This window comes from Lysinibacillus sphaericus (genome assembly GCF_006864135.1).
GTDB lineage: Bacteria > Bacillota > Bacilli > Bacillales_A > Planococcaceae > Lysinibacillus.
On sequence record NZ_SADV01000008.1, the window covers coordinates 148862 to 169637 of the forward strand.

At 36.6% G+C, this 20776-nt stretch carries 14 protein-coding genes; all 14 read right to left on the reverse strand.

Translation table 11 applies throughout. The annotated features are described in order from the left end of the window. Positions 1–152: 152 nt before the first annotated feature. The 14 genes from hemL to tig all read right to left on the reverse strand — a co-directional run bounded on the left by hemL (position 153) and on the right by tig (position 20733). Positions 153–1445: a glutamate-1-semialdehyde 2,1-aminomutase gene (gene hemL, locus C7Y47_RS12200; protein WP_142509027.1), complete on the reverse strand. Its 1293-nt coding sequence runs from the start codon at positions 1443–1445 to the stop codon at positions 153–155. Then, positions 1446–2426, reverse strand: coding sequence for a porphobilinogen synthase (gene hemB, locus C7Y47_RS12205; RefSeq protein WP_142509028.1), 981 nt, complete (start codon positions 2424–2426; stop codon positions 1446–1448). Next, a complete protein-coding gene (locus C7Y47_RS12210; RefSeq protein ID WP_142509029.1) occupies positions 2423–3184 on the reverse strand; it encodes a uroporphyrinogen-III synthase in 762 nt (253 codons plus the stop codon). Before C7Y47_RS12210 ends, hemB begins: the two co-directional genes overlap by 4 nt. After that, on the reverse strand, positions 3174–4106 hold the full coding sequence (hemC, locus tag C7Y47_RS12215) for a hydroxymethylbilane synthase (RefSeq protein ID WP_142509030.1): 933 nt from the start codon (positions 4104–4106) through the stop codon (positions 3174–3176). Before hemC ends, C7Y47_RS12210 begins: the two co-directional genes overlap by 11 nt. 18 nt (positions 4107–4124) lie before the next feature. After that, positions 4125–4952, reverse strand: a complete 828-nt coding sequence (gene ccsA, locus C7Y47_RS12220; RefSeq protein ID WP_142509031.1) for a cytochrome c biogenesis protein CcsA — start codon at positions 4950–4952, stop codon at positions 4125–4127. A 195-nt stretch (positions 4953–5147) separates the two neighbouring features. Then, positions 5148–6512: a glutamyl-tRNA reductase gene (gene hemA, locus C7Y47_RS12225; RefSeq protein WP_142509032.1), complete on the reverse strand. Its 1365-nt coding sequence runs from the start codon at positions 6510–6512 to the stop codon at positions 5148–5150. Between the two features lie 902 nt (positions 6513–7414). Beyond that, positions 7415–10318 carry a vWA domain-containing protein gene (locus C7Y47_RS12230; RefSeq protein ID WP_142509033.1) on the reverse strand — a complete coding sequence of 968 codons (2904 nt, stop codon included), beginning with the start codon at positions 10316–10318 and terminating at the stop codon, positions 7415–7417. Between the two features lie 19 nt (positions 10319–10337). Further along, positions 10338–11792, reverse strand: a complete 1455-nt coding sequence (locus tag C7Y47_RS12235) for an S-layer homology domain-containing protein (protein ID WP_142509034.1) — start codon at positions 11790–11792, stop codon at positions 10338–10340. Between the two features lie 296 nt (positions 11793–12088). After that, on the reverse strand, positions 12089–13747 hold the full coding sequence (locus C7Y47_RS12240) for a hypothetical protein (protein ID WP_142509035.1): 1659 nt from the start codon (positions 13745–13747) through the stop codon (positions 12089–12091). A gap of 162 nt (positions 13748–13909) precedes the next feature. Beyond that, complete coding sequence (locus C7Y47_RS12245; protein WP_012295488.1) at positions 13910–14083, reverse strand: YjfB family protein; 174 nt, start codon at positions 14081–14083, stop codon at positions 13910–13912. Between the two features lie 119 nt (positions 14084–14202). Next, on the reverse strand, positions 14203–14784 hold the full coding sequence (gene yihA / locus C7Y47_RS12250) for a ribosome biogenesis GTP-binding protein YihA/YsxC (RefSeq protein ID WP_100545006.1): 582 nt from the start codon (positions 14782–14784) through the stop codon (positions 14203–14205). A 4-nt stretch (positions 14785–14788) separates the two neighbouring features. Beyond that, positions 14789–17113, reverse strand: coding sequence for an endopeptidase La (gene lon, locus C7Y47_RS12255; RefSeq protein ID WP_142509036.1), 2325 nt, complete (start codon positions 17111–17113; stop codon positions 14789–14791). A gap of 229 nt (positions 17114–17342) precedes the next feature. Next, positions 17343–18614, reverse strand: coding sequence for an ATP-dependent protease ATP-binding subunit ClpX (clpX, locus tag C7Y47_RS12260; protein ID WP_142509037.1), 1272 nt, complete (start codon positions 18612–18614; stop codon positions 17343–17345). 829 nt (positions 18615–19443) lie between these two features. Next, entirely contained in the window at positions 19444–20733 is a 1290-nt protein-coding gene (gene tig / locus C7Y47_RS12265) for a trigger factor (protein ID WP_142509038.1), read from the reverse strand. Positions 20734–20776 lie beyond the last annotated feature (43 nt).

Sequence of the window (20776 nt, forward strand, 5' to 3'; positions counted from 1 at the left end):
ACATAGTAGACGTTTTAACAAAAGTCATACACAACTTTTGGTAATGAACCGCAAAAATATAAGCCATTGCAGACAAAGGCAAATAACATTAGTAAACCACAAAAAATAGCATGCCAGAAAATTCTTCTAGCATGCTATTTTGTAACAACCTATTATCTTGCTAATTGTGCAAATACTTTATGGAAGGCATCAACTGTTTTTGCGATATGCTCCTCTGTATGTGCGGTAGAAATAAATAAACCTTCAAATTGAGATGGCGGTAAGAAGATACCTTCCTCTGCCATTAGACGGAAGTATTCAGCGAATAATTGCAAATCAGACGTTTTTGCTGAATCAAAATCTATAACATCTTCATTCGTAAAGAAGAAACCTATCATTGAACCAGCTCGATTTACAGTATGCGGAATATTGTATTTCGTTGCTGCTTCACGGAAACCAGCCTCTAATTGATCTCCTAGCTTTTTGAAGTATTCATAAGAGCTATTATCAAGGCGAGATAATGTTTCATAGCCTGCCGTCATTGCTAATGGATTCCCTGACAATGTCCCAGCTTGATAGATTGGACCAGCTGGTGCTACCTGCTCCATAATTTCCTTTTTCCCTGCAAATGCGCCGACAGGAAGTCCACCGCCAATTACTTTTCCTAATGTTGTCATATCTGGTGTTACATCAAAATAACCTTGTGCACAGCCATAGTCAACACGGAAGCCTGTCATAACCTCATCAAAAATCAACAATGATCCATGTTCCTTTGTTAATTCACGTAAGCCTGGTAGGAAGCCTGGTAGTGGAGGTACAACGCCCATATTTCCTGCGACTGGCTCAACAATTACTGCCGCAAGCTCTGAACCGAACTTTTCGAAAACTAGTTTTGCTCCTTCTAAATCATTGTACGCTACTGTTAACGTATTACGTGCAATATCCGCTGGGACACCTGGACTATCAGGTAAGCCCAATGTAGCTACCCCTGAGCCTGCCTTAATTAGTAAGGAATCTCCGTGACCATGATAAGAACCCTCAAATTTCAAAATTTTATCGCGTCCTGTAACACCACGAGCCACACGTAAAGCAGACATCGTAGCCTCTGTACCAGAAGACACGAAGCGAATCATTTCCATACCAGGAAGTCGATCTAACACTAATTTGGCTAATCGATTTTCTGTATAGCTAGGCGCTCCAAACGAAGAGCCTTTCGCTGCTGTTTCTGCAATTGCTTGTACAACTTCAGGATGTGAATGACCTAAAATAAGAGGTCCCCATGATAATACATAATCAATATATTCATTGCCATCAATGTCTTTAATAATAGCACCGTGACCAGATTCCATGAAGATTGGATCCATATTTACGGATTTGAATGCACGTACTGGGCTACTAACACCGCCTGGCATTAAGTTAATTGCTTCAGCATAAGCTTGTTTTGATTTTTCGTAAGAACGCGTCATTTATTTCTCCTCCAACCAACGTACAACATCTTTAGCATGATACGTAATAATTAAATCTGAGCCTGCGCGTTTCATGCTAAGTAACGTTTCAAGCACTACTTTTTTCTCTTCAATCCAGCCATTAATAGCCGCTGCTTTGATCATTGCATATTCACCAGAAACGTTATACGCAACAATCGGTAATGTATAGTTATTTTTTACATCTCGAATAATATCTAAATAACTTAGAGCTGGCTTAACGATTAAGAAATCTGCACCTTCTGCAATATCCGACTCTGCTTCTCGGAATGCCTCCATACGATTCGATGGATCCATTTGGTATGATTTACGATCACCAAATCGAGGCGCACCATCAGCTGCTTCTCGGAATGGACCATAGTAGCTAGATGCATATTTTACGGCATATGACATAATCGGAACATTTTCAAAGCCTGCTTCATCTAGACCTGCACGAATGGCAGCCACAAATCCATCCATCATATTGGAAGGAGCGATGATATCCGCACCGGCTTTTGCTTGTGATACTGCTGTACGTGCTAAAACATCTAATGAAGGATCATTTAAAATTTGATCGCCTTCAATTACGCCACAATGACCGTGATCTGTAAATTCACATAAGCATGTATCTGCAATGATTAAAAGCTCTGGGTAGCGAGCTTTAATAAGTCGTGTTGCTTCTTGCACAATACCATGATCATGGAATGCACCAGTTCCGACTGCATCTTTTTCTACAGGTAAGCCAAATAAAATAACCGCAGGAATACCTAAAGCAACAACTTCATCAATCTCAGCTTCAAGTTTATCTAATGAAAATTGAAAAACTCCCGGCATAGAAGATACTTCATTTTTAATGTTTTCGCCTTCAATAACGAAGATTGGATAAATTAAATCTTCTTTGTGTAAGTATGTTTCTTTTACCATTGATCGTATGGCAGCATTTGCACGCAAACGACGATGTCTTTGAAATTGTAATTTTGTCATTTTCTTTCTCCTACTTTCGTTATTTCCTCGATGACTGCTTGCATTGTATATACGCTCGGCATAACATCCACAATAGCACCGTGATTCAAAATAGCTGCTTCTGTAATATGACCGATTACGGCTACACGTACTGCCTCCCAACCAACTACCGAAGCTACATCCTTGGCGTAGACGTCAACAGCGGAAGGACTAGCAAAAATCACTGTGACATCGCTATTCGCGCGGATACATTCAATCATTAATTGCTTTTGGTCGTGTCGCTCAATCGTTTCATAAACTGTCCATTCCTTCAATTTAAAGGGCAGCCCTTCCTTCAATGTCTTTTTCGCTTTTTCTCCACGAATAAATAGACATGTAGGATTGCTACCTGCTACACTAGGAAATTCTTGAACAAATACATCTGCACTAAATATAGAAGGCATAAAGCTCACATGGAATCCTAGCTGTTCTAGGGCTGTAGTAGTTTTAGTACCAATAGAAGCAATTTTCCCTGGAAAATGCGCTGCATTTACACTAAATCGTCGCATCTTACTAGCAAAAGCTTCTACAGCATTTTGACTCGTAAAAATGAGCCATTCAAATTGACGCGCAAACTCTAGTTGCATATCATCATTTCTATTGATCAGCTCGCAAGTTTCAATCAATGGGGCAATTACTGCTTGGCCACCTAAAGCTGTAATGTCATCTATTATTGTTGTCGTTTTAGATGTACCTGTCAAAATAATAGTTTTACCTTCTAAAGGTAAATTATTTTGCATCTTGCTCTGCCTTTACTCGTTGAATTAATTCAAAAGCACCTTGCTTCGTTAAAATTTCAGCAAGCTCTTTTCCAACTGCTTCCGCATCAGTGCCCACAACAGTTTCCTTATAAACAACTGAAGCGTCTGGAGCAGCAACAAGTCCGGTTAATGTAATTTCTTCCCCATTAGACTTTGCGTATCCTGCGATAGGTACTTGACAGCCTCCATCCATAGCAGCTAAGAAAGCACGTTCTGCATGCGCTTCTTGCCACGTAATGCTATCTGTTAACTTGCCTAATTCTGTTAATAGCTCCGTATCGTCTCCACGACATTCAATACCTAGAGAGCCCTGTGCTACTGCTGGTAAACAATCTTCAACAGGTAAAAACTCAGTAACTACATCATCGCTCCAGCCAAGGCGTTTTAGTCCAGCTGCTGCTAAAATAATAGCATCGTATTCATCAGTTTCAAGTTTAGCTAAACGTGTATCCACATTTCCACGAATCCATTTAATTTCTATATCTGGACGGACTGTTAAAAGTTGAGCACTGCGACGAAGAGAACTTGTCCCAACAACAGCTCCTGCTGGAAGATTGGCAAATTTCACATGTCCTTTTGAAATAAATGCATCACGCGCATCTTCACGTGGTGGAATACAGCCAATTACTAATCCTTCAGGCAGTACTGCAGGCATATCCTTCATAGAATGAACAGCAAAGTCAATTTCTTTGTCGTAAAGTGCTTGTTCAATTTCTTTTACGAAAAGCCCTTTACCACCTACTTTAGATAGCTGCACATCTAAAATTTGATCACCTTTCGTCACAATTTCTTTCACTTCAAATTCAAATGGTACACCAGCAGCTTTTAACTCATTGATAAACCAATTTGTTTGAGTTAAAGCTAGCTTACTTCTCCTAGAACCTACAATAATTTTTCTCAACAGTCTCCAACCTCTCTTCTAATACCATAAATGGAATCGTGATAAACTACTTCCTAAAAAGAAGTTAACAACAACTAATAGGTAAGCGTATATATGTACCCACGCATAACTTGTCCCTGTCAGCTTACTCTTACGATTCACATACAATATAAAGCAATACAAAATTAAAATAATAAAGGACCCAATAATCTTCGCATCAAAAATTGAAAAACTCTCTAGCGTTAGTAGTGCCCATTCAAACCCTAAAACTAAACTTACAAATAGCACTGGAATAGCAATGAAAAATGAAACATTCATCCAGTTACTCGTCTGCTGTAGTGATGGTAACCTTGTCCATAAATGTGACCATTTTTTCTTTTTTAGCAAACGATATAATACTAAATACAATATCGCAAAAACAAATGTTAACGAGAACATTGCATACGATAATATTGCAAATGATATATGAATAAAAAGCAATTCCGAAATTAAAGTATCGCTAACTACTCCTGTTGACCGTTTCGGCATAAAAGTAAAGATACTAGCAAATAAAAATCCTAGTATATTAATAATAAACACCGGTAGATCAACCCGTGCAATACAGTGTAAAATAATTGATAATGTCACGAGCAACCAGGAATAAAAGAGAATCCCTTCTGACAACGATAAAATCGGAAAACGCTTCGTTCCCACAAAAGTTAATAGTATAATGGCACTTTGAATTACCCATACGAATGAGACAAGCCAAAAAGCAATCCGCCTTGCTTTTATTTGTTTATAAAAGTAATCAGTAAAGTAACATACTAGACTGATCCCATACAAGACAATCATTACTTCATAGAGCCTTGTCATTGTCAAATCAGCCAATAGACATCCCTTCTTTATTTTGAGAGTGCTAAAGTAATGTACTTTAGCCTAGAAAAAAACGTTTTCGTATCCTTAGTTTACCACACAGATACGAAAACGCCTCATTTAATATCAGTAGAAAATCTCGTTCACGAGAAAGAAACTCGAAGGAACAACTAATAATTCTAAAGTTACACCCCGAACACATAGTTATCTTTAGAAAGAATACTTTGGTTCAGTGGAAGTTTGTGATGACTGTACGCGTTTTTTGCGTTCAAGCTCTTGTTCTGTCATCACAGTAACTTCAGCTTCCACAGCATCCTCAATACCGAAAATTTGTTGGAATAAACGTAACTGTTCATTTGCTTTTGGTGAATTTGCCATTTCCTTAGCTTGTAAAATTGGTTCTTTTAACAATTGATTAATAATAGATTTCGTATGCTTACTTAAAATTTTACGTTCTCGATCCGTTAAATCTGGCATTTTATTTTCAATACTAATCATTGTCTCTTCTTGAATATGATTCGCTTTTTTACGTAAAGCCGAGATGACAGGGACAACGCCAAGAGTTGCAACCCAATCTTTAAATTGCCCAATCTCTTTGCCAATCATCGATGAAATATCAGCCGCAGCACGTTCACGTTCTGCTAAGTTTGCTTCGACGATGCCTTGTAAATCATCTATATCATATAAGAAAACATTTGGTAAATCTCCAACACGTGGATCAATATCACGAGGAACTGCAATATCGACCATAAATAATGGTTTACCTTTACGTAAACGTTCAACAAATTGCATCAATTCATAGTCAATAACATAATCTGTTGCACCTGTAGACGTAATTAAAATATCCGCTTCTAATAACGAACATTGTAGTTCCTTCATAGATTTTGCTTCACCGTCAAATTTAGCTGCCAAACTTTCTGCTTTTTCGAACGTACGGTTAATGACGGTTACTTTTCCTACACCGCTACCGTAAAGGTTCTCAATAGCAAGTTCCCCCATTTTCCCTGCACCTAAAATTGCTACATGTTTCCGTTGTAAAGATCCGAATATTTTCTTCGCTAATTCAACTGCTGCATAAGAGACAGATACCGCGTTCTCACCGATAGCCGTTTCATTATGTGCACGCTTCGCAAATGTCACTGCTTGTTTAAATAGCTGATTGTAAACCGTTCCTGTCGTTCCAATCTCTTGTCCATTTAAGAAGCTTTTTCGTACTTGTCCTAAAATTTGAGTTTCGCCAAGTACCATCGAATCAATTCCAGCAGTCACTTTAAATAAATGTTCGATTGCCTCATCTTCTTCACGAATTGTTAAATACGAAGAAAATGTCTCCACAGGTAAGTCGAACCAATTCGCTAAAAATTGTTTTACAAAATGACGTCCGGTATGCAATTGATCAACTACTGCATATATTTCTGTGCGGTTACATGTCGAAACAATAACATTTTCTAATATACTTTTTTGCTTCTGTAGCGCTTCCATTGCCTGTGGTAGTTCACTCTCTATGAATGATAACTTTTCACGAATCTCAACTGGCGCCGTTTTATAATTCAAGCCTACTACGATGGTATGCATGAATAACACCTCTCACGTTCTAATTAACAAATCTCATTATAGCACAGTTCGACAAGAGTTCATCAATAATTTGTGAACATGTCATGAAGAACTAAAATTCGTTATCTACATTAGAATTATTATAAACTAAGTGTAACAAATTATACTTCCTGTTTCAAATTTAATGTTTTCCAGAACATTTTCTCTCATTATCAAAACGTTGGTTGATTTCCGTTCCGACTGGGCGCTTTCCCGGGGGCGTCCGATGAGCCGCTTCGCTTCGCTGCAGGGTCTCATCTGTGACGCTGATCCCCAATGAGTCGCTCAGTCTCCACTCCAATCAACTTATTCACATGATATACGTTTTATTAAAGGCATTCCTATCTTCTGATGATGAACAAATAAAAGATGATTGATATTGAAGATTCCTAAAGGCAATTCCTAATTATTCATACGTACAAACTATTACTTTCACGTTGGAATAAGGATAATCAATTATTTTATTTTTTTTAGGTAAATATGTCTTTCGGAATAAACAATAAAGTTAAACCAAATCTTACAACTCTATTGTTCTTTTAATTATTATTGACGTAAGAAAAATGCCTATGTTGAATTATTATTTTTAACAAGGCTAAATTTACTTTCTTAACTATTGTTCCCTAATTCTAAATTAAGATAAACATTTCTGTACATTAATCATCACCTTAAAGTATCTTTAGGTGTATTATTGCCAAATTTAATAAATTAACTAAATAAAAGCTTCATTTCGAAGGTTAGGATAAATTTTTTTGACTTATATGATGAAGATAAGTTGATTGAATTGGAGGTGCAACGGAAATCAACCCCACGTTATGGTAATAAGTATATAAAATCAAAAAAAGCTGAACTAATTTTGTCTATTAGTTCAGCTTAACTTTTATCTATTAATTTGCGATTGTCACAGTTTTAGTAGTTATAATTTTACCGTCTTTATCATATGCTACGAATTCAATCTCATTATTAACTTTGAAGTCCTGCATTGTTTGCACTGTTTTTGTTAGCATGTAGACATTATCACTACGCTTTGTCAATTCAAATTGCACATCTCCACTTAAAGAAGGGAAACGTACATTAATCTTTGCAACATTTGAGCAATTACCATCGATTCTTGCATTCATCGTAATATTGCCTTTGCGTAGAGTGACTGTCGCTTCTTCAAATAAATCTTCAGGATTCACGCAACTTGAAGGCGCAGTTTTACATAAAATTGCATCAATAATTTTTTGGAAAACTTGATGTAATTGTAAGTTATCATTAGCGTGGTAATAAGTACCACCAGTTTCAGTAGCCAGTTGCATTAAAATTGCATCATTGACTTGTGATTTTTTACCGATACTTACAGTGTAAACCTTAACCCCTTTATTTTTCGCATCGTTCAGCACTTTTGTCATTTTAGATTTACTTGTTTTACCGTCTGATACGACAATTATAGCTTTTGAAGTTTTCGAGTCATTTGAGAATTTAGACAGAGCGAGATCTATACCTGCAAAAATATCTGTAGCACCCTTCTCTTTTGATGCTTTATATAGATCTTTTTTCAAGACATTGTCTGTGCTGCCCTCTCCAAGAACAGTAGCTTTTGTATTTGTTTCAATAACAATATTATTTTTAGCCTTAATTTGATTGATTACTTCCATCATCTTCTTACCACGATAATTTGTTTGATCAGCAGCTTTCATGGAAGCAGAGTAATCAACTACGTAAGCAACTTCTGTTGCTAAAGAACAAGAATTTTTACTAAAGTAAGGATTTGTGAAAATTTCCTTTGGTATTGTTTTATCTTTAAAATCCTTCAATATTGTTGCATAACGAGGATCTATTTTATTAACTAATGTTGCTTCAGCTTTTGATTTTCCATAAATAACCGAATCAAAGTACGCTACAGCTGTCCCTGGGCTTCCTGTGTGATTTACATAATCCGAAGTATTTGTCACAAATGAAGCTGTTTTCTCAACACCATCAAATTTAATTTTCACTGTTCCTTGGTAATCAGTAATAATTTCTCCACCTGGTCTTACTAATGTAACCATAACCTTCGTATAACGATCTTTACCCGATGGTCTTGATGCCGCATCTGCACTTTCTTTTAATGCTTCCACTCGTTTTTTATAGGCTTCTACTTGACCGAGTAATTTACCACCTTGGTATTTTAATAATACTGTTCGATCATAGTTACTTAAGCTTGTAAGAATTGCATAAATTTTCATGACACTATCATAATGCTCGAGCGTCAGCTGTTTTTCGTCTGGCATATAGCCCATAAGTTGAATAATAGAACCGACTGGATTAATATTCTCAACCTGTGAGGCAATCGCATCATCGATTCCTTGAATACGGTAAATAGGACGCCCATCATCTGAAATCATATACATAATTTCAATCTTATCACTAATAGAATCCTTTAAGCGTTTTTGAATAATTGTTTCGAATAGCCAAACAGAAATATTATAATTCTCAAACTGTAAGATGGCATTTTCATAGCCTAATGCAGGGTAATTTTTATCACTGCCACCATATTGTAAATATTTATTTTCCACATTTCCTAAACTATTTGTTACATTCGTTTGCTGTCCAATACTAAATAGCTTTTCTTCTGGATTAATCCAATGAACGTTAATAATGTTTTCAGTAAAGAAAGTTGGTAATTTTTCATACGGTACATATGGAGGTGTGACATTTCCATTTTCATCATCCGTGTTTGCTGGATCATACACTTGATAATCAATGCGCATTTCTGGCTGAGGTGAGTAACGTACATGTGCATTCAATTTCTCACCTACAAGACATTTCATACCAGGATCTGTGTTGTTAATAAGCTCAAATGTAATTGTATCACGTACAGATTTTGTTAATTTTGGTGCTATAACAATTGCAGAGACAGTAGAGCCATCTGATTGTACATTTCGAACAGCCTCACCAGATGTGTCAACGATTTTTGCTCCATATGACGAAGTTACACGGAATGTATAAGATTTATCATCAGGTATTGGATCACCATTACAAGCTTTTAAAGATACAGTAATGAGCGTTGAATCTTGATTATTTGCAATTAAATCTGGTTTTTCTACATCAATACTTTGAAGAGCATTATTCACATACTCTGGTCCAGTAAAATCATTAGAATTATCTTTTGGCACTTCAAATTCTGCGTTGTTTGAGCCCATGAAGCCTGGCGGTAATGTGATTTTATCATTATCACGACCTGCTGCTGCACGTTTTAATCCTAGTACAGCAAAGTTGCCGTTTTGTACACTGCGATATAAAAATTCAGCAATATCTCCACGAGTCAGCTTTGTAGAAGGATCGAAATCGGCAAATGTCTTTTTACCAGTGCTTCCTGTTGAAATATCATTTGTGTATAAATATTGAACTGCCTGAGGCTCGTCTAAATCTAAACCTTTAAAGGCAGCATATATACGCGCAAATTGTCCACGTGTAACAGCTTTCGAACGATTTGCTGTTGTGTAAGTACCATTGAACGGTAAATAAAACTCACTGTAAAAGTTATATGCGACACTTTCGTTATATGTTAATGCATAGTTCTTATCGAGCTTAGCAAACATTACAACAAGCTCTCGATCAGTTATTTGCTCATTAGGTAAAAAGTTATTAGCGCTATTTAATGAGAGTAGATCATTATCGACTGCCCACGAAATAGCTTTGTATTTACCGTTATTTGTTGGGACATCATTAATTGTCGTAGCCGCTTGGGTCACAGCTGGAGCTGCTGTCACCAAAATTAGTACGAAACAAAGCAGAGATAGAAATGCTTTTTTAGCATAGGTCATTTATTTTTCAGCCCTTTCGTTAATTAAAGAACAATATGTCATCACGATAGTTTTGTTTTAAATCGCTTTCCAAATAATTCAAGAAACGTTCTAATACTACGGATGCTTGTGCTCGCGTTAATGGTTGATCTGGATTAAATCGACCTGTTATAGGGTCACCAGTCATTAAGCCTAACTCATTCGCAATGTATATTCCGTCTTTTGAATATTTTGGAATTTGCGCATCATCCTTAAACTTTGTCACATAGCCTGGATCTGGCGCCTTATTTTCTAGCCCTAATGCACGTACAAAAATCGTAGCGGCTTGAGCTCGAGTAATTTGATTATCAGGTTGGAAGTACTCTGGCGTTACACCTTTAACAATTCCTTTTTTATACGCAGACTCAATATAGGCATAATCTTTTACCGTACGTTTAACATCTTTAAAAACACTAGTAGCTGATGTCGATTTTTTCGTTTTCGGTTCTTCCATAACACGTAAGTCAACTGCCTTACCAATCGCCGTTGTAAAGTCAATACGCTTCATAGGGGTATTTGGTGAGAAGAAATTACTTGCATCAGAGTAAATACCTAAAGAGTATAATTTTTCAATAGCTCCTTTTGCATAATGCTTTGATAGATCACGGAACTTAGGAATGATTAAACGCTCTATTGTCGGCATATATTCTTTATCTAAATCAAGAGTACCTTTTTGTCCAGAGTATAAATCAAACGTATATTCAGAAATAACATCTTTTTCACTTACTACCGCATATCCACCATCAAAGCTACCTAAACTTCCTAGGTTTTCTTCATAGTTTAGTATACGTGATTTGCTTGTCGATAAACGGTTTTTCACATGGCTAGTCTTACCGTCGCTATATTTATAAACAGCTTCTGTTATTTGTGTTTCTGTCGCTCCCCAGAAGTTTTCATAGCCGGCATGACGACTATCAGTATCAATTGTTACTGTATTTTGAACTGCATTTTTTCCAGTTCCAGTTTGAAAGGCATATGTTTTTCTTGAAATCACATTACCTGAGTAATAATCAGAGGCTGCACGATTGTCCGCTACAGTCCCTTGTGAAAATTGGTAATCTACCAATGTATATGTTATTTTCCCAACAACAATTTTTTCAGTATACTTTTTCACTACACCATTCGATGTTTTTTGACCAATCGTAGCATAATCTACGACATCAGATTCATAGGTCATATTTCGTGTCAATGTCGCACCATTACTTGCTGTTAGCTTTAGACTATGTGTTTCGGTTAACTTTCCTTTAGATTCTTTTTGTGTAATTTTAATGTCTTTACTAGTACCTTTAAATATAATGGGTGTTCCTGTAATGAAAACAGCTTCCTCATATGTATATTCATTTTTTACAGCACCTGTTGTTTCTAATGAAACAGCTGATGCATTTTCTGGGATAGTAATTCCAATAATAAATACAGCAAGAACCACTAACATTATTTTAGATAAATGTTTTCGCATTCTTTTTTTGTCCCTCACTTTCATTCCATACCTATCCGCATCTTGAAGCTGTCAATAAATTTCATCCACTTTACAAAAAAATCAGGTGTGTTGATTTTATTCTTATCTGCTTTTATCAACACACCTGAAAATTTCAAGGTCAATTATGCCTCGGCATAATTGCGTCCGGAATTGGCTTTGTGCTTAGGCCTGCAGATGTCTTTTGCGCGATAGCGTAGCGGCAGTGGCAATTGTTTTTTGTGCGAAAGCGCAGTGCTAACGTAAACTCGCAGAAGACTCACAGACTTCTAAATTGATTAATCAACTAATATTAAATGAGCTTTGACAAAACGATCTGATAATACTACTAAACGATCAGAAGGTTTTAAATCAGAGGCTTGAATTACTTTACCAGCTTTAATAATTGTAGCTTGGTCAATATTCATATCAATCATTTCACCAGCTTCATACCAGCGACCATTTTGCCATTGACTAACGCTCTTCACATTAATTACTGCTGGGTATTTCGATTTAACTGACTGTAGTATACCAGTTAACATTAATGGTGCAACAGGCTTCGCTTTATTAAGCATATGAAGGGCCTGCACATGACCATCCTTTACATAAAAGTATCCATATTCGCCTTCATATAAATGAAGCTCAATATCAGGAATGACACTATATATTTTGTTACCATTATCTACTATGGCTTTTGTTGAATTACTAACAGATAGAACAGTTCGCTCTGTTTTCTTGAAGACATTTGACTCGATCTTCATCGCATCATCAATTTCGATTAAATAGCCATCTGCTTGTGATAAACGTCCATAATATAATTCATGACCTGATAAGTTTGGTGACATAAAGCTATCACTTGTTACTTGAACAACTTGGGCATAATGATCACGTGCAGCACCGTCCGAAATTACAAAGGCTGTACCATACGCTAATAAGCCAGTAGGTTCAATTAAACGACCATTTCTAATTAAAATTGTTCCATCGTGGAAGTATAATGTACCGGCAGATTTAAGTTTAAATAATTGATATTTAGTATCTACAGAAAGCATAGGTTCATAGTAAGTGCGCTCATTGTTTTTCAACACAACAATCTTTTCAATCACTTCTTTGCCAAATTGTTTAACTGTTGCATAATATGCTTGACTGCCAATGTAATTTTTCAACTGACCTTTTTCAATTTTTGTATTGCCAACATATATCGGAACCTTCGATGAAAAATTCATTGTTGATAAAGCCGTTGTTGTGTCCGAGCCAAACTGCCAATTTATAAAAGCATGTTGGTTTTTGACAGTTAATTTATTTGTATTGGCATTAACTGTCTGTATCTCACCTTTATATAGGTTTTCAACTAATGTACCCGTCTCACTAATTTCTATTTTTGTGATAATAGATGTGTTTCGATTTTTAAGGCTAAGCTTAACACGATCCCCTACATATAAGGCGCTAATGTCGACAGCTGAGGAGTTTTTTTGATATTCTGTATCTTTATTTATATAGTAAGTCGTTTCCTCCCCAATATCTGGTTTCAGCATAATGAATAGTCCATTTGGATCAATACTTGTCACTACTCCAGCAAGTGTTTTTGTATTTTGTGCAACTGTTGGAGATTCTGGTTCACTTGTAGAATTAGAAGTACCTCGCAACTCAACAACACTGCGAAGAGAAATTTCCGCTTCTACTTGCATTCCCATCTTAAAGCCTTCGATTGTTGTCACTGTATTATTTATATACAGGCGGGCATTATCATTTATATTGTATGTAACTTGACGACCGCTTTCATTTTGCAAAGTAATTTTACTAAGCTTTTTTTCTATTACTCCGTTAGCATTTGCATATTCTGAAAATGTTACATCAACAAAGGTTCCAGTCACCATTTGGGCAGCATGAGCTGTTTTATTCGATGAATACCCGAGAACCGTTAGTAACACAATCATTAGTATGTATGGAATCTTCTTCAATAAATCCCGCCTCCTAAAAAATTGTTATTAATATAGTATATCGTATTATTGGTAGTTTTTCCTATTATAAAAGTTACATTTTAGTGCTTTTACTTACTTTTTAAATCTACCATTAGACATAAAGATAGAGGTAGCTTCCAATTTCAAGCTACCTTTGCTTCATCATACTTGAACGTCAATTGTATGTCCGGCTGTCGGATGTGGAGCATCTAACATTTCAACTAATTGTTCTGTATTTTGCTGTTGCATCTCCATTGCCTGTTTCGTTACAGCTAGAGATACATTTTGCATTAAAGTTGCTTGATTCATGGCCATTGATAAAGCTGCGATATCCATTTAGTCCACCTCCTATTTAATTTATCGGTCAGTTGTTCCATTCATCAAGCGATTCTCCCTATTATTTAATAAAAAAACATCTACTGTCCTAAATAATAGACTCAATAGATGTTTTTTTATTACATTTTATTTTCGATCGTACGCCAAGCTTCTTCAAAGCCAAGTCCTTTTTCTGAAGAAAAGACAATAAGAGGATCATTTTTATCCATGTCTAGCGTTTCTTTCACGATTTTTTTATGCTTATCCCATTTACCTTTTGGAATTTTATCCGCTTTTGTTGCAATAACAATACAAGGAATATTGTAATGCTTTAAAAAATCATACATCATGCGATCATCAGCTGTAGGGGGGTGACGTAAATCAACAATTTGTACGACTGCCTTTAATTCATTGCGTCCAGTGATGTAACGCTCAATCATTTTTCCCCATGCTTCACGCTCAGTTTTTGAAACCTTTGCATAACCATAGCCCGGAACATCTACAAAAAATAATTGTTCTTCAATTTTGTAAAAATTAAGCGTTTGTGTTTTTCCGGGCTTAGAAGAAATACGTGCTAAAGCCTTACGACCGATCATTCGGTTAATAAAGGAGGACTTCCCCACATTTGAACGACCGGCTAGTGCAAATTCTGGCAGTCCATCTTCTGGATATTGGTCTGGTCTTACAGCACTTATGACCATTTCTACGTTATGGACTTTCATTTTCTTAAAAACCTCCGTCCAGTGCATGGGCTAATACTTCATCAGCCGATGACACTAGTTTAAATGTTAGTTGTTCGCGTACACTTTCAGGAATATCCTCAATATCTCGCTCATTATCTTTCGGGCAAATAATTGTCGTTAAACCCGCTCGATGCGCACTGAGTGTTTTTTCCTTTAAGCCACCTATTGGCAGTACACGTCCACGTAATGTAATTTCACCTGTCATACCGACTTCACGGCGTATTGGACGGTGTAAAATTGCAGAAACAATTGCGGTTGCCATAGTAATACCTGCGGAAGGTCCATCTTTAGGAACAGCTCCTTCAGGAACATGAATATGAATATCATGTGTTTCAAAATATTCTGCATCCACTTTTAGATCTTCCATCTTTGAACGGACATACGATAAAGCTGTTTGAGCAGATTCCTTCATGACATCGCCGAGCTTCCCAGTTAACTGCAATTTTCCTTTACCAGGTGTTAATGATACCTCAATTTGTAATGTATCACCACCCACAGTTGTATAAGCAAGCCCAGTAGCTACACCGATTTGATTTTCCTCTTCCGCTTGTCCATATCGGAAACGATGTTTACCGAGTAATTCCTCTAACGTTTTCGAGCTCACTGTTACTCGTTTTTTCTCACCAGAAACGATGATCTTAGTGATTTTACGACAGAGGGTTGCGACTTGACGCTCTAGTCCGCGAACACCTGCTTCACGAGTATAATAACGGATAATATCCACTACTGCTTCGTCTTTAATAATAACTTGTGTTTTTTTCAAGCCATGCTCTTTTAACTGTTTCGGTATTAAGTGATTTTTCGTAATTTGCTCTTTTTCAATTTCAGTATAACCAGCAATCGAGATTACTTCCATACGATCTAGTAATGGCCCAGGAATTGTACTTAAATCATTCGCAGTTGCTATAAATAATACATTTGATAAATCATAAGGTTCTTCGATGTAATGATCACTAAATGTATTATTTTGAGCCGGATCTAAAACTTCAAGCATTGCTGCTGCAGGATCTCCCCTGAAGTCATTAGACATTTTATCAATTTCATCTAAAAGGAACACAGGATTAATAGTTCCTGCCTTTTTCATCCCTTGGATAATACGACCTGGCATTGCCCCAACATACGTACGACGATGACCACGAATTTCCGATTCGTCTCGTACCCCACCTAATGAAATACGGATAAATTTGCGATCCAAGCTTTCTGCAATAGATCGAGCTAATGATGTTTTACCTACACCTGGAGGGCCAGCCAAACATAATATTGGTCCACGTAACGATTTTTTCAACTGACGTACAGCTAAATATTCTAATATACGTTCTTTTACTTTTTCTAACCCGTCATGATCACGATTTAAAATATTCTCCGCATGTTCGATATTCATGCGATCTTCAGTCGCATTCGTCCATGGTAATGAAACAATCCAATCAATATAGTTTCGGATGACGCCACTCTCTGCACTAGCCGCTGGTAGCTTCTCGTAGCGATCCAACTCTTTAAGCACTACTTCTTTCGTTGATTCAGGCATTCCTGTTTCGTCAATACGTTTACGTAATTCAGCTACTTCGCCAGTTTTTCCTTCGCGATCTCCTAGCTCAGTTTGAATAGCTTTCATTTGTTCACGTAAATAATATTCCTTTTGTGTACGCTCCATGGATTGCTTAACTTTTGTATTAATTTTCTTTTCAAGATCAAGTACTTCTTGCTCGTCATGCAAACGAATAATTAAATGATCTAAACGCTTCTTTACATTGAGCATCTCTAATACTTCTTGTTTATCTGCAATCTTGAAGGGTAAATGCGATGCAATAATGTCTGCTAAACGACCTGGCTCTTCAATGTCTGCCACAGTACTGATGGTTTCAGGTGTAATTTTATTGGAGCCTTTCGCGTATCTCTCGAAATACGTTAACAACGTACGCATTAAAGCTTGCGTTTCTACATCCTTACCGTTTGATTCTTCCTTAACATCGATGTCAACAATCGTATATTTTTCTAGCGCCCGATAGTTAGACCATGTTGCTCGCGCCACACCTTCCACTAAAATACGCAGTGTTCCATTTGGTAATTTTAGCATCTGTTTGACATATGCCATCGTACCAACTGTATACAAATCTTCCTCATCAGGCTGTTCATCATGCACTTCTTTTTGTGTTACCAATAATATCAATTGGTCCTCTAGCATCGCTTGTTCTAGCGCCGCTACAGAACGATTTCTACCCACATCAATATGTAACACCATCGACGGGTATACTAAAAGTCCACGTAAAGGCAATAATGGTACACTTGTTGTTTTTTGTATTGTCACCATGCGGGTATTCACCTCCGTCAAAATTTTCTTATTCACTCCCACGCTACTAGTATGTGTCTAAAAAGCTGATTCACACTAGTTAATCAATTGAGCCAAAAATTTCATCTAATTACAGTTGGCTTTATGTATGAATGAATAAAAAGCTGACTGTCGATATGTGCGAATATTGCACAATCGAAGTCAGCTAAATTACTCTTTATCTCATAACAATAGACATAGTGTCTGTTCGTTATGCTGAAGTTTTTGTGTCGCTACCTTCATCGAGTTCAGTGCCATCTTCAAGAAGCAATTTCGGTTTTTCTTTATCCGTAATTGTTTTTGCCGTAATGATACATTTTTTCACATCTTCGCGTGAAGGTAGTTCGTACATTACATCAAGCATTGTTGACTCAATAATTGAACGAAGACCACGTGCACCCGTTTTCCGTTCTATTGCTTCTTTTGCAATTTCAGAAAGAGCACCTTCATCAAACTCAAGCTCAACACCATCTAGTTCAAGCATTTTTTGATATTGCTTAGCTAGTGCATTTTTAGGCTCCGTTAAAATTTGTACAAGCGCAGCCTCGTTTAATTGTTCTAGACTTGCAAGTACTGGTAATCGACCGATAAATTCTGGAATTAGACCAAATTTTAATAAATCCTCTGGAATTAGCTTTGCCATAATTGAGCCTTCATCCATATCAATTTTGTTTGGATCTGAACCGAAACCAATTACTTTTTCACCTTGACGACGTTTAATAATGGATTCTATTCCATCAAATGCTCCACCCACAATAAATAAGATGTTTGTAGTATCGATTTGTAAAAACTCTTGGTGTGGATGCTTACGACCACCTTGTGGTGGAACACTTGCAACTGTACCTTCTAAAATTTTCAGAAGAGCTTGTTGTACACCTTCACCAGAAACATCACGTGTAATGGATGGATTTTCGGATTTACGTGCAACTTTATCGATTTCATCAATATAGATGATTCCTTTTTCAGCACGCTCGATATCGTAATCTGCGGATTGAATTAATTTTAATAAAATATTTTCAACGTCCTCACCAACATAACCAGCTTCTGTTAGAGAAGTAGCATCTGCAATAGCAAAAGGAACGTTTAATATACGCGCCAATGTTTGGGCCAATAAAGTTTTACCGCTACCAGTTGGGCCGATTAACACAATGTTCGATTTTGCTAATTCTACATCATCAATTTTACTATTTGTATTAATGCGTTTGTAGTGATTGTAAACCGCAACTGCTAAAGCTTTTTTAGCACGTTCTTGCCCTATTACATACTCATCTAAAATCGTTAAGATCTCTTTTGGTTTTGGAATATCTTGGAATTCGATTTCTTCTTCAACACCCAGTTCCTCTACAACGATTTCTGAACAAAGTTCGATACATTCATCACAAATATAAACACCAGGACCTGCAACTAGTTTACGTACCTGTTCTTGTGGTTTTCCACAGAATGAGCATTTTAAATTGCCTTTTTCATCATTAAATTTGAACAATATGTTTCACCCCTATTCAAGCAACAATCTTACAAGATTATTGAATCTTTATCAAATAAATTGTCTGCATCTATTTACACCATGGCGTTTATGTTTCAAGATTTCAAAAAGTTTTCGACATTTATTGCACAAAAAACATTATCATTATTGCAAATAATGCCCATTCATTAGCTTGATGAATTCCAGCTCTTAACCTTAGCATGTAGTTGAATTCTGTGTGTATAACTGACTGATTCTTCAGAAACCTCTAACGACCAAAGACCTTTCTTTCCGTCAAGATTTCTGACTCTCGACTGATATTTGGCTTGTGGCTTCACTGAAATACCGTTAATACAAGTTAAAAATACTCAAGTAACTTATATTTCTATTAATTATGCCTCGGCATAATTGTAGCTGTCGCTTTGCTTTCGCGCAGAAAACATTTGCTGTTGTCGCTACAGAAAATAATGGCTGAAAGAAGTTAAAATCTTTTATATTCGCCAGAGGCTTAACTTCATTCAGAAGAGGATGTATTTCGTTGTTCCTCATTTGGAAGAATTGTGACATCAATTTGATCTCTACTGAATAAAGTCAAATTTTAGCATCGTGTGAAAAGTCAAACAATACTATGTATTAGAGAAGTGTAAAGGCCTTTGCCTATCCCCTTTTCAAAAAAGTATTTCCTTTTGGAGGATGCTTTTTGCGGTGAAAGTAGTCGTAATACTAATAATATAATTAACTGAACTAAAAGGGGAATCTAGCTTATTCTAAATAAAAAATATGTGATAAAACAAGGCACGGTTTAATGCCGTACCTTGTTTTCATTTTTTTATCCAGTTACAAAAAAATCCTATTCAGTAATTTTAGCGTTTTCCACTAAAAATTCAACTGTTTTTTGAATTTTAATGTCGTTTTCAAGAACTGCTGTGCCGCCTAAAGCTCCAGTAATTTGCTCTTTAGTCATGTTAAATTGAGCAGTCATTTTTTCTAATTCAGCTGCGATATCAGCTTCAGATGCTTCAATTTTTTCAGCTTCAGCAATTGCTTCAAGTGTTAAAGATACACGTACACGGCTTTGTGCTTCTTCTTTCATTTGTCCACGTAAATCTTCTTCTGATTGACCTGAGAATTGGTAGTAAAGGTCTAAGTTCATGCCTTGCATTTGTAAACGTTGACCAAATTCTTGTAACATACGATCAGTTTCAGAGTTGATCATACCAGCAGGCACTTCAAATTCTGCATTTTCAGCAGCTTTTTCAACTAATTGATCACGAAGTGTTGCATCAGATTCAGCTTGTTTTTGTTCAGCAGTTTGCTCTTTGATTTTAGCGCGTAAAGCATCGACACCTTCAACTTCTGGGTCTAATTCTTTAGCGAATTCGTCGTTTAGTTCTGGAAGAACTTTCGTTTTAACTTCTTTTATAGTTACTTTGAAAGTAGCTTCTTTACCAGCTAATTCTGCTGCATGGTATTCTTCTGGGAAAGTAACAACTACGTCTTTAGATTCACCAGCTTTTACACCTACAAGTTGTTCTTCAAAGCCAGGGATGAATGAGCCTGACCCGATTTCTAGTGGGTAGTCTTCACCTTTACCACCTTCAAATGCTTCTTCGCCTACGAAACCTTCAAAGTCGATAGTAGCTGTATCGCCTTCTACGATAGCTTCGTCCTCTTTAATTTCAAGCTCTGCTTTACGAGCTAATTGGTCTTGAATTTGTGTTTCTACTTCTTCATCAGTAACTTCTACTGGAAGTTTCGTAACTTCTAAACCTTTGTATTCACCAAGTTTCGGCTCTGGTTTCACTGTTACTTGAGCAGTAAATGTGAAATCTTTACCGTGTACGAAGTTTTCTGTACCAGAAATTTCTGGGTAATCAACTGGCATAATTCCAGCTTCATCGATCGCTTTTGAATAAGAATCAGGAACGATGATTTCTAATGCATCTTGGTATAAAGATTCGATACCAAAACGTTGTTCAAACATTTTACGAGGCATTTTTCCTTTACGGAAACCTGGAACGTTAATTTGTTTCACAACTTTTTTGAACGCTTGGTCCATTGCTGCGTCTACTTCTGCAGCTGATACTTCGATTGTAAGAGTACCGATATTACCTTCTTGTTTTTCCCATTTTGCTGACATGTATAAATACCTCCAAATAAATAATCAAGTTTAAATGTTAGAC

What these genes read in the sequence shown, in the direction of transcription:
- hemL (WP_142509027.1), bottom strand. Translation starts at nt 1,445, where the DNA reads ATGACGCGTTCTTACGAAAAATCAAAACAAGCTTATGCTGAAGCAATT.
- hemB (WP_142509028.1), bottom strand. Translation starts at nt 2,426, where the DNA reads ATGACAAAATTACAATTTCAAAGACATCGTCGTTTGCGTGCAAATGCT.
- C7Y47_RS12210 (WP_142509029.1), bottom strand. Translation starts at nt 3,184, where the DNA reads ATGCAAAATAATTTACCTTTAGAAGGTAAAACTATTATTTTGACAGGT.
- hemA (WP_142509032.1), bottom strand. Translation starts at nt 6,512, where the DNA reads ATGCATACCATCGTAGTAGGCTTGAATTATAAAACGGCGCCAGTTGAG.
- C7Y47_RS12230 (WP_142509033.1), bottom strand. Translation starts at nt 10,318, where the DNA reads ATGACCTATGCTAAAAAAGCATTTCTATCTCTGCTTTGTTTCGTACTA.
- C7Y47_RS12235 (WP_142509034.1), bottom strand. Translation starts at nt 11,792, where the DNA reads ATGCGAAAACATTTATCTAAAATAATGTTAGTGGTTCTTGCTGTATTT.
- C7Y47_RS12245 (WP_012295488.1), bottom strand. Translation starts at nt 14,083, where the DNA reads ATGGATATCGCAGCTTTATCAATGGCCATGAATCAAGCAACTTTAATG.
- yihA (WP_100545006.1), bottom strand. Translation starts at nt 14,784, where the DNA reads ATGAAAGTCCATAACGTAGAAATGGTCATAAGTGCTGTAAGACCAGAC.
- lon (WP_142509036.1), bottom strand. Translation starts at nt 17,113, where the DNA reads ATGGTGACAATACAAAAAACAACAAGTGTACCATTATTGCCTTTACGT.
- tig (WP_142509038.1), bottom strand. Translation starts at nt 20,733, where the DNA reads ATGTCAGCAAAATGGGAAAAACAAGAAGGTAATATCGGTACTCTTACA.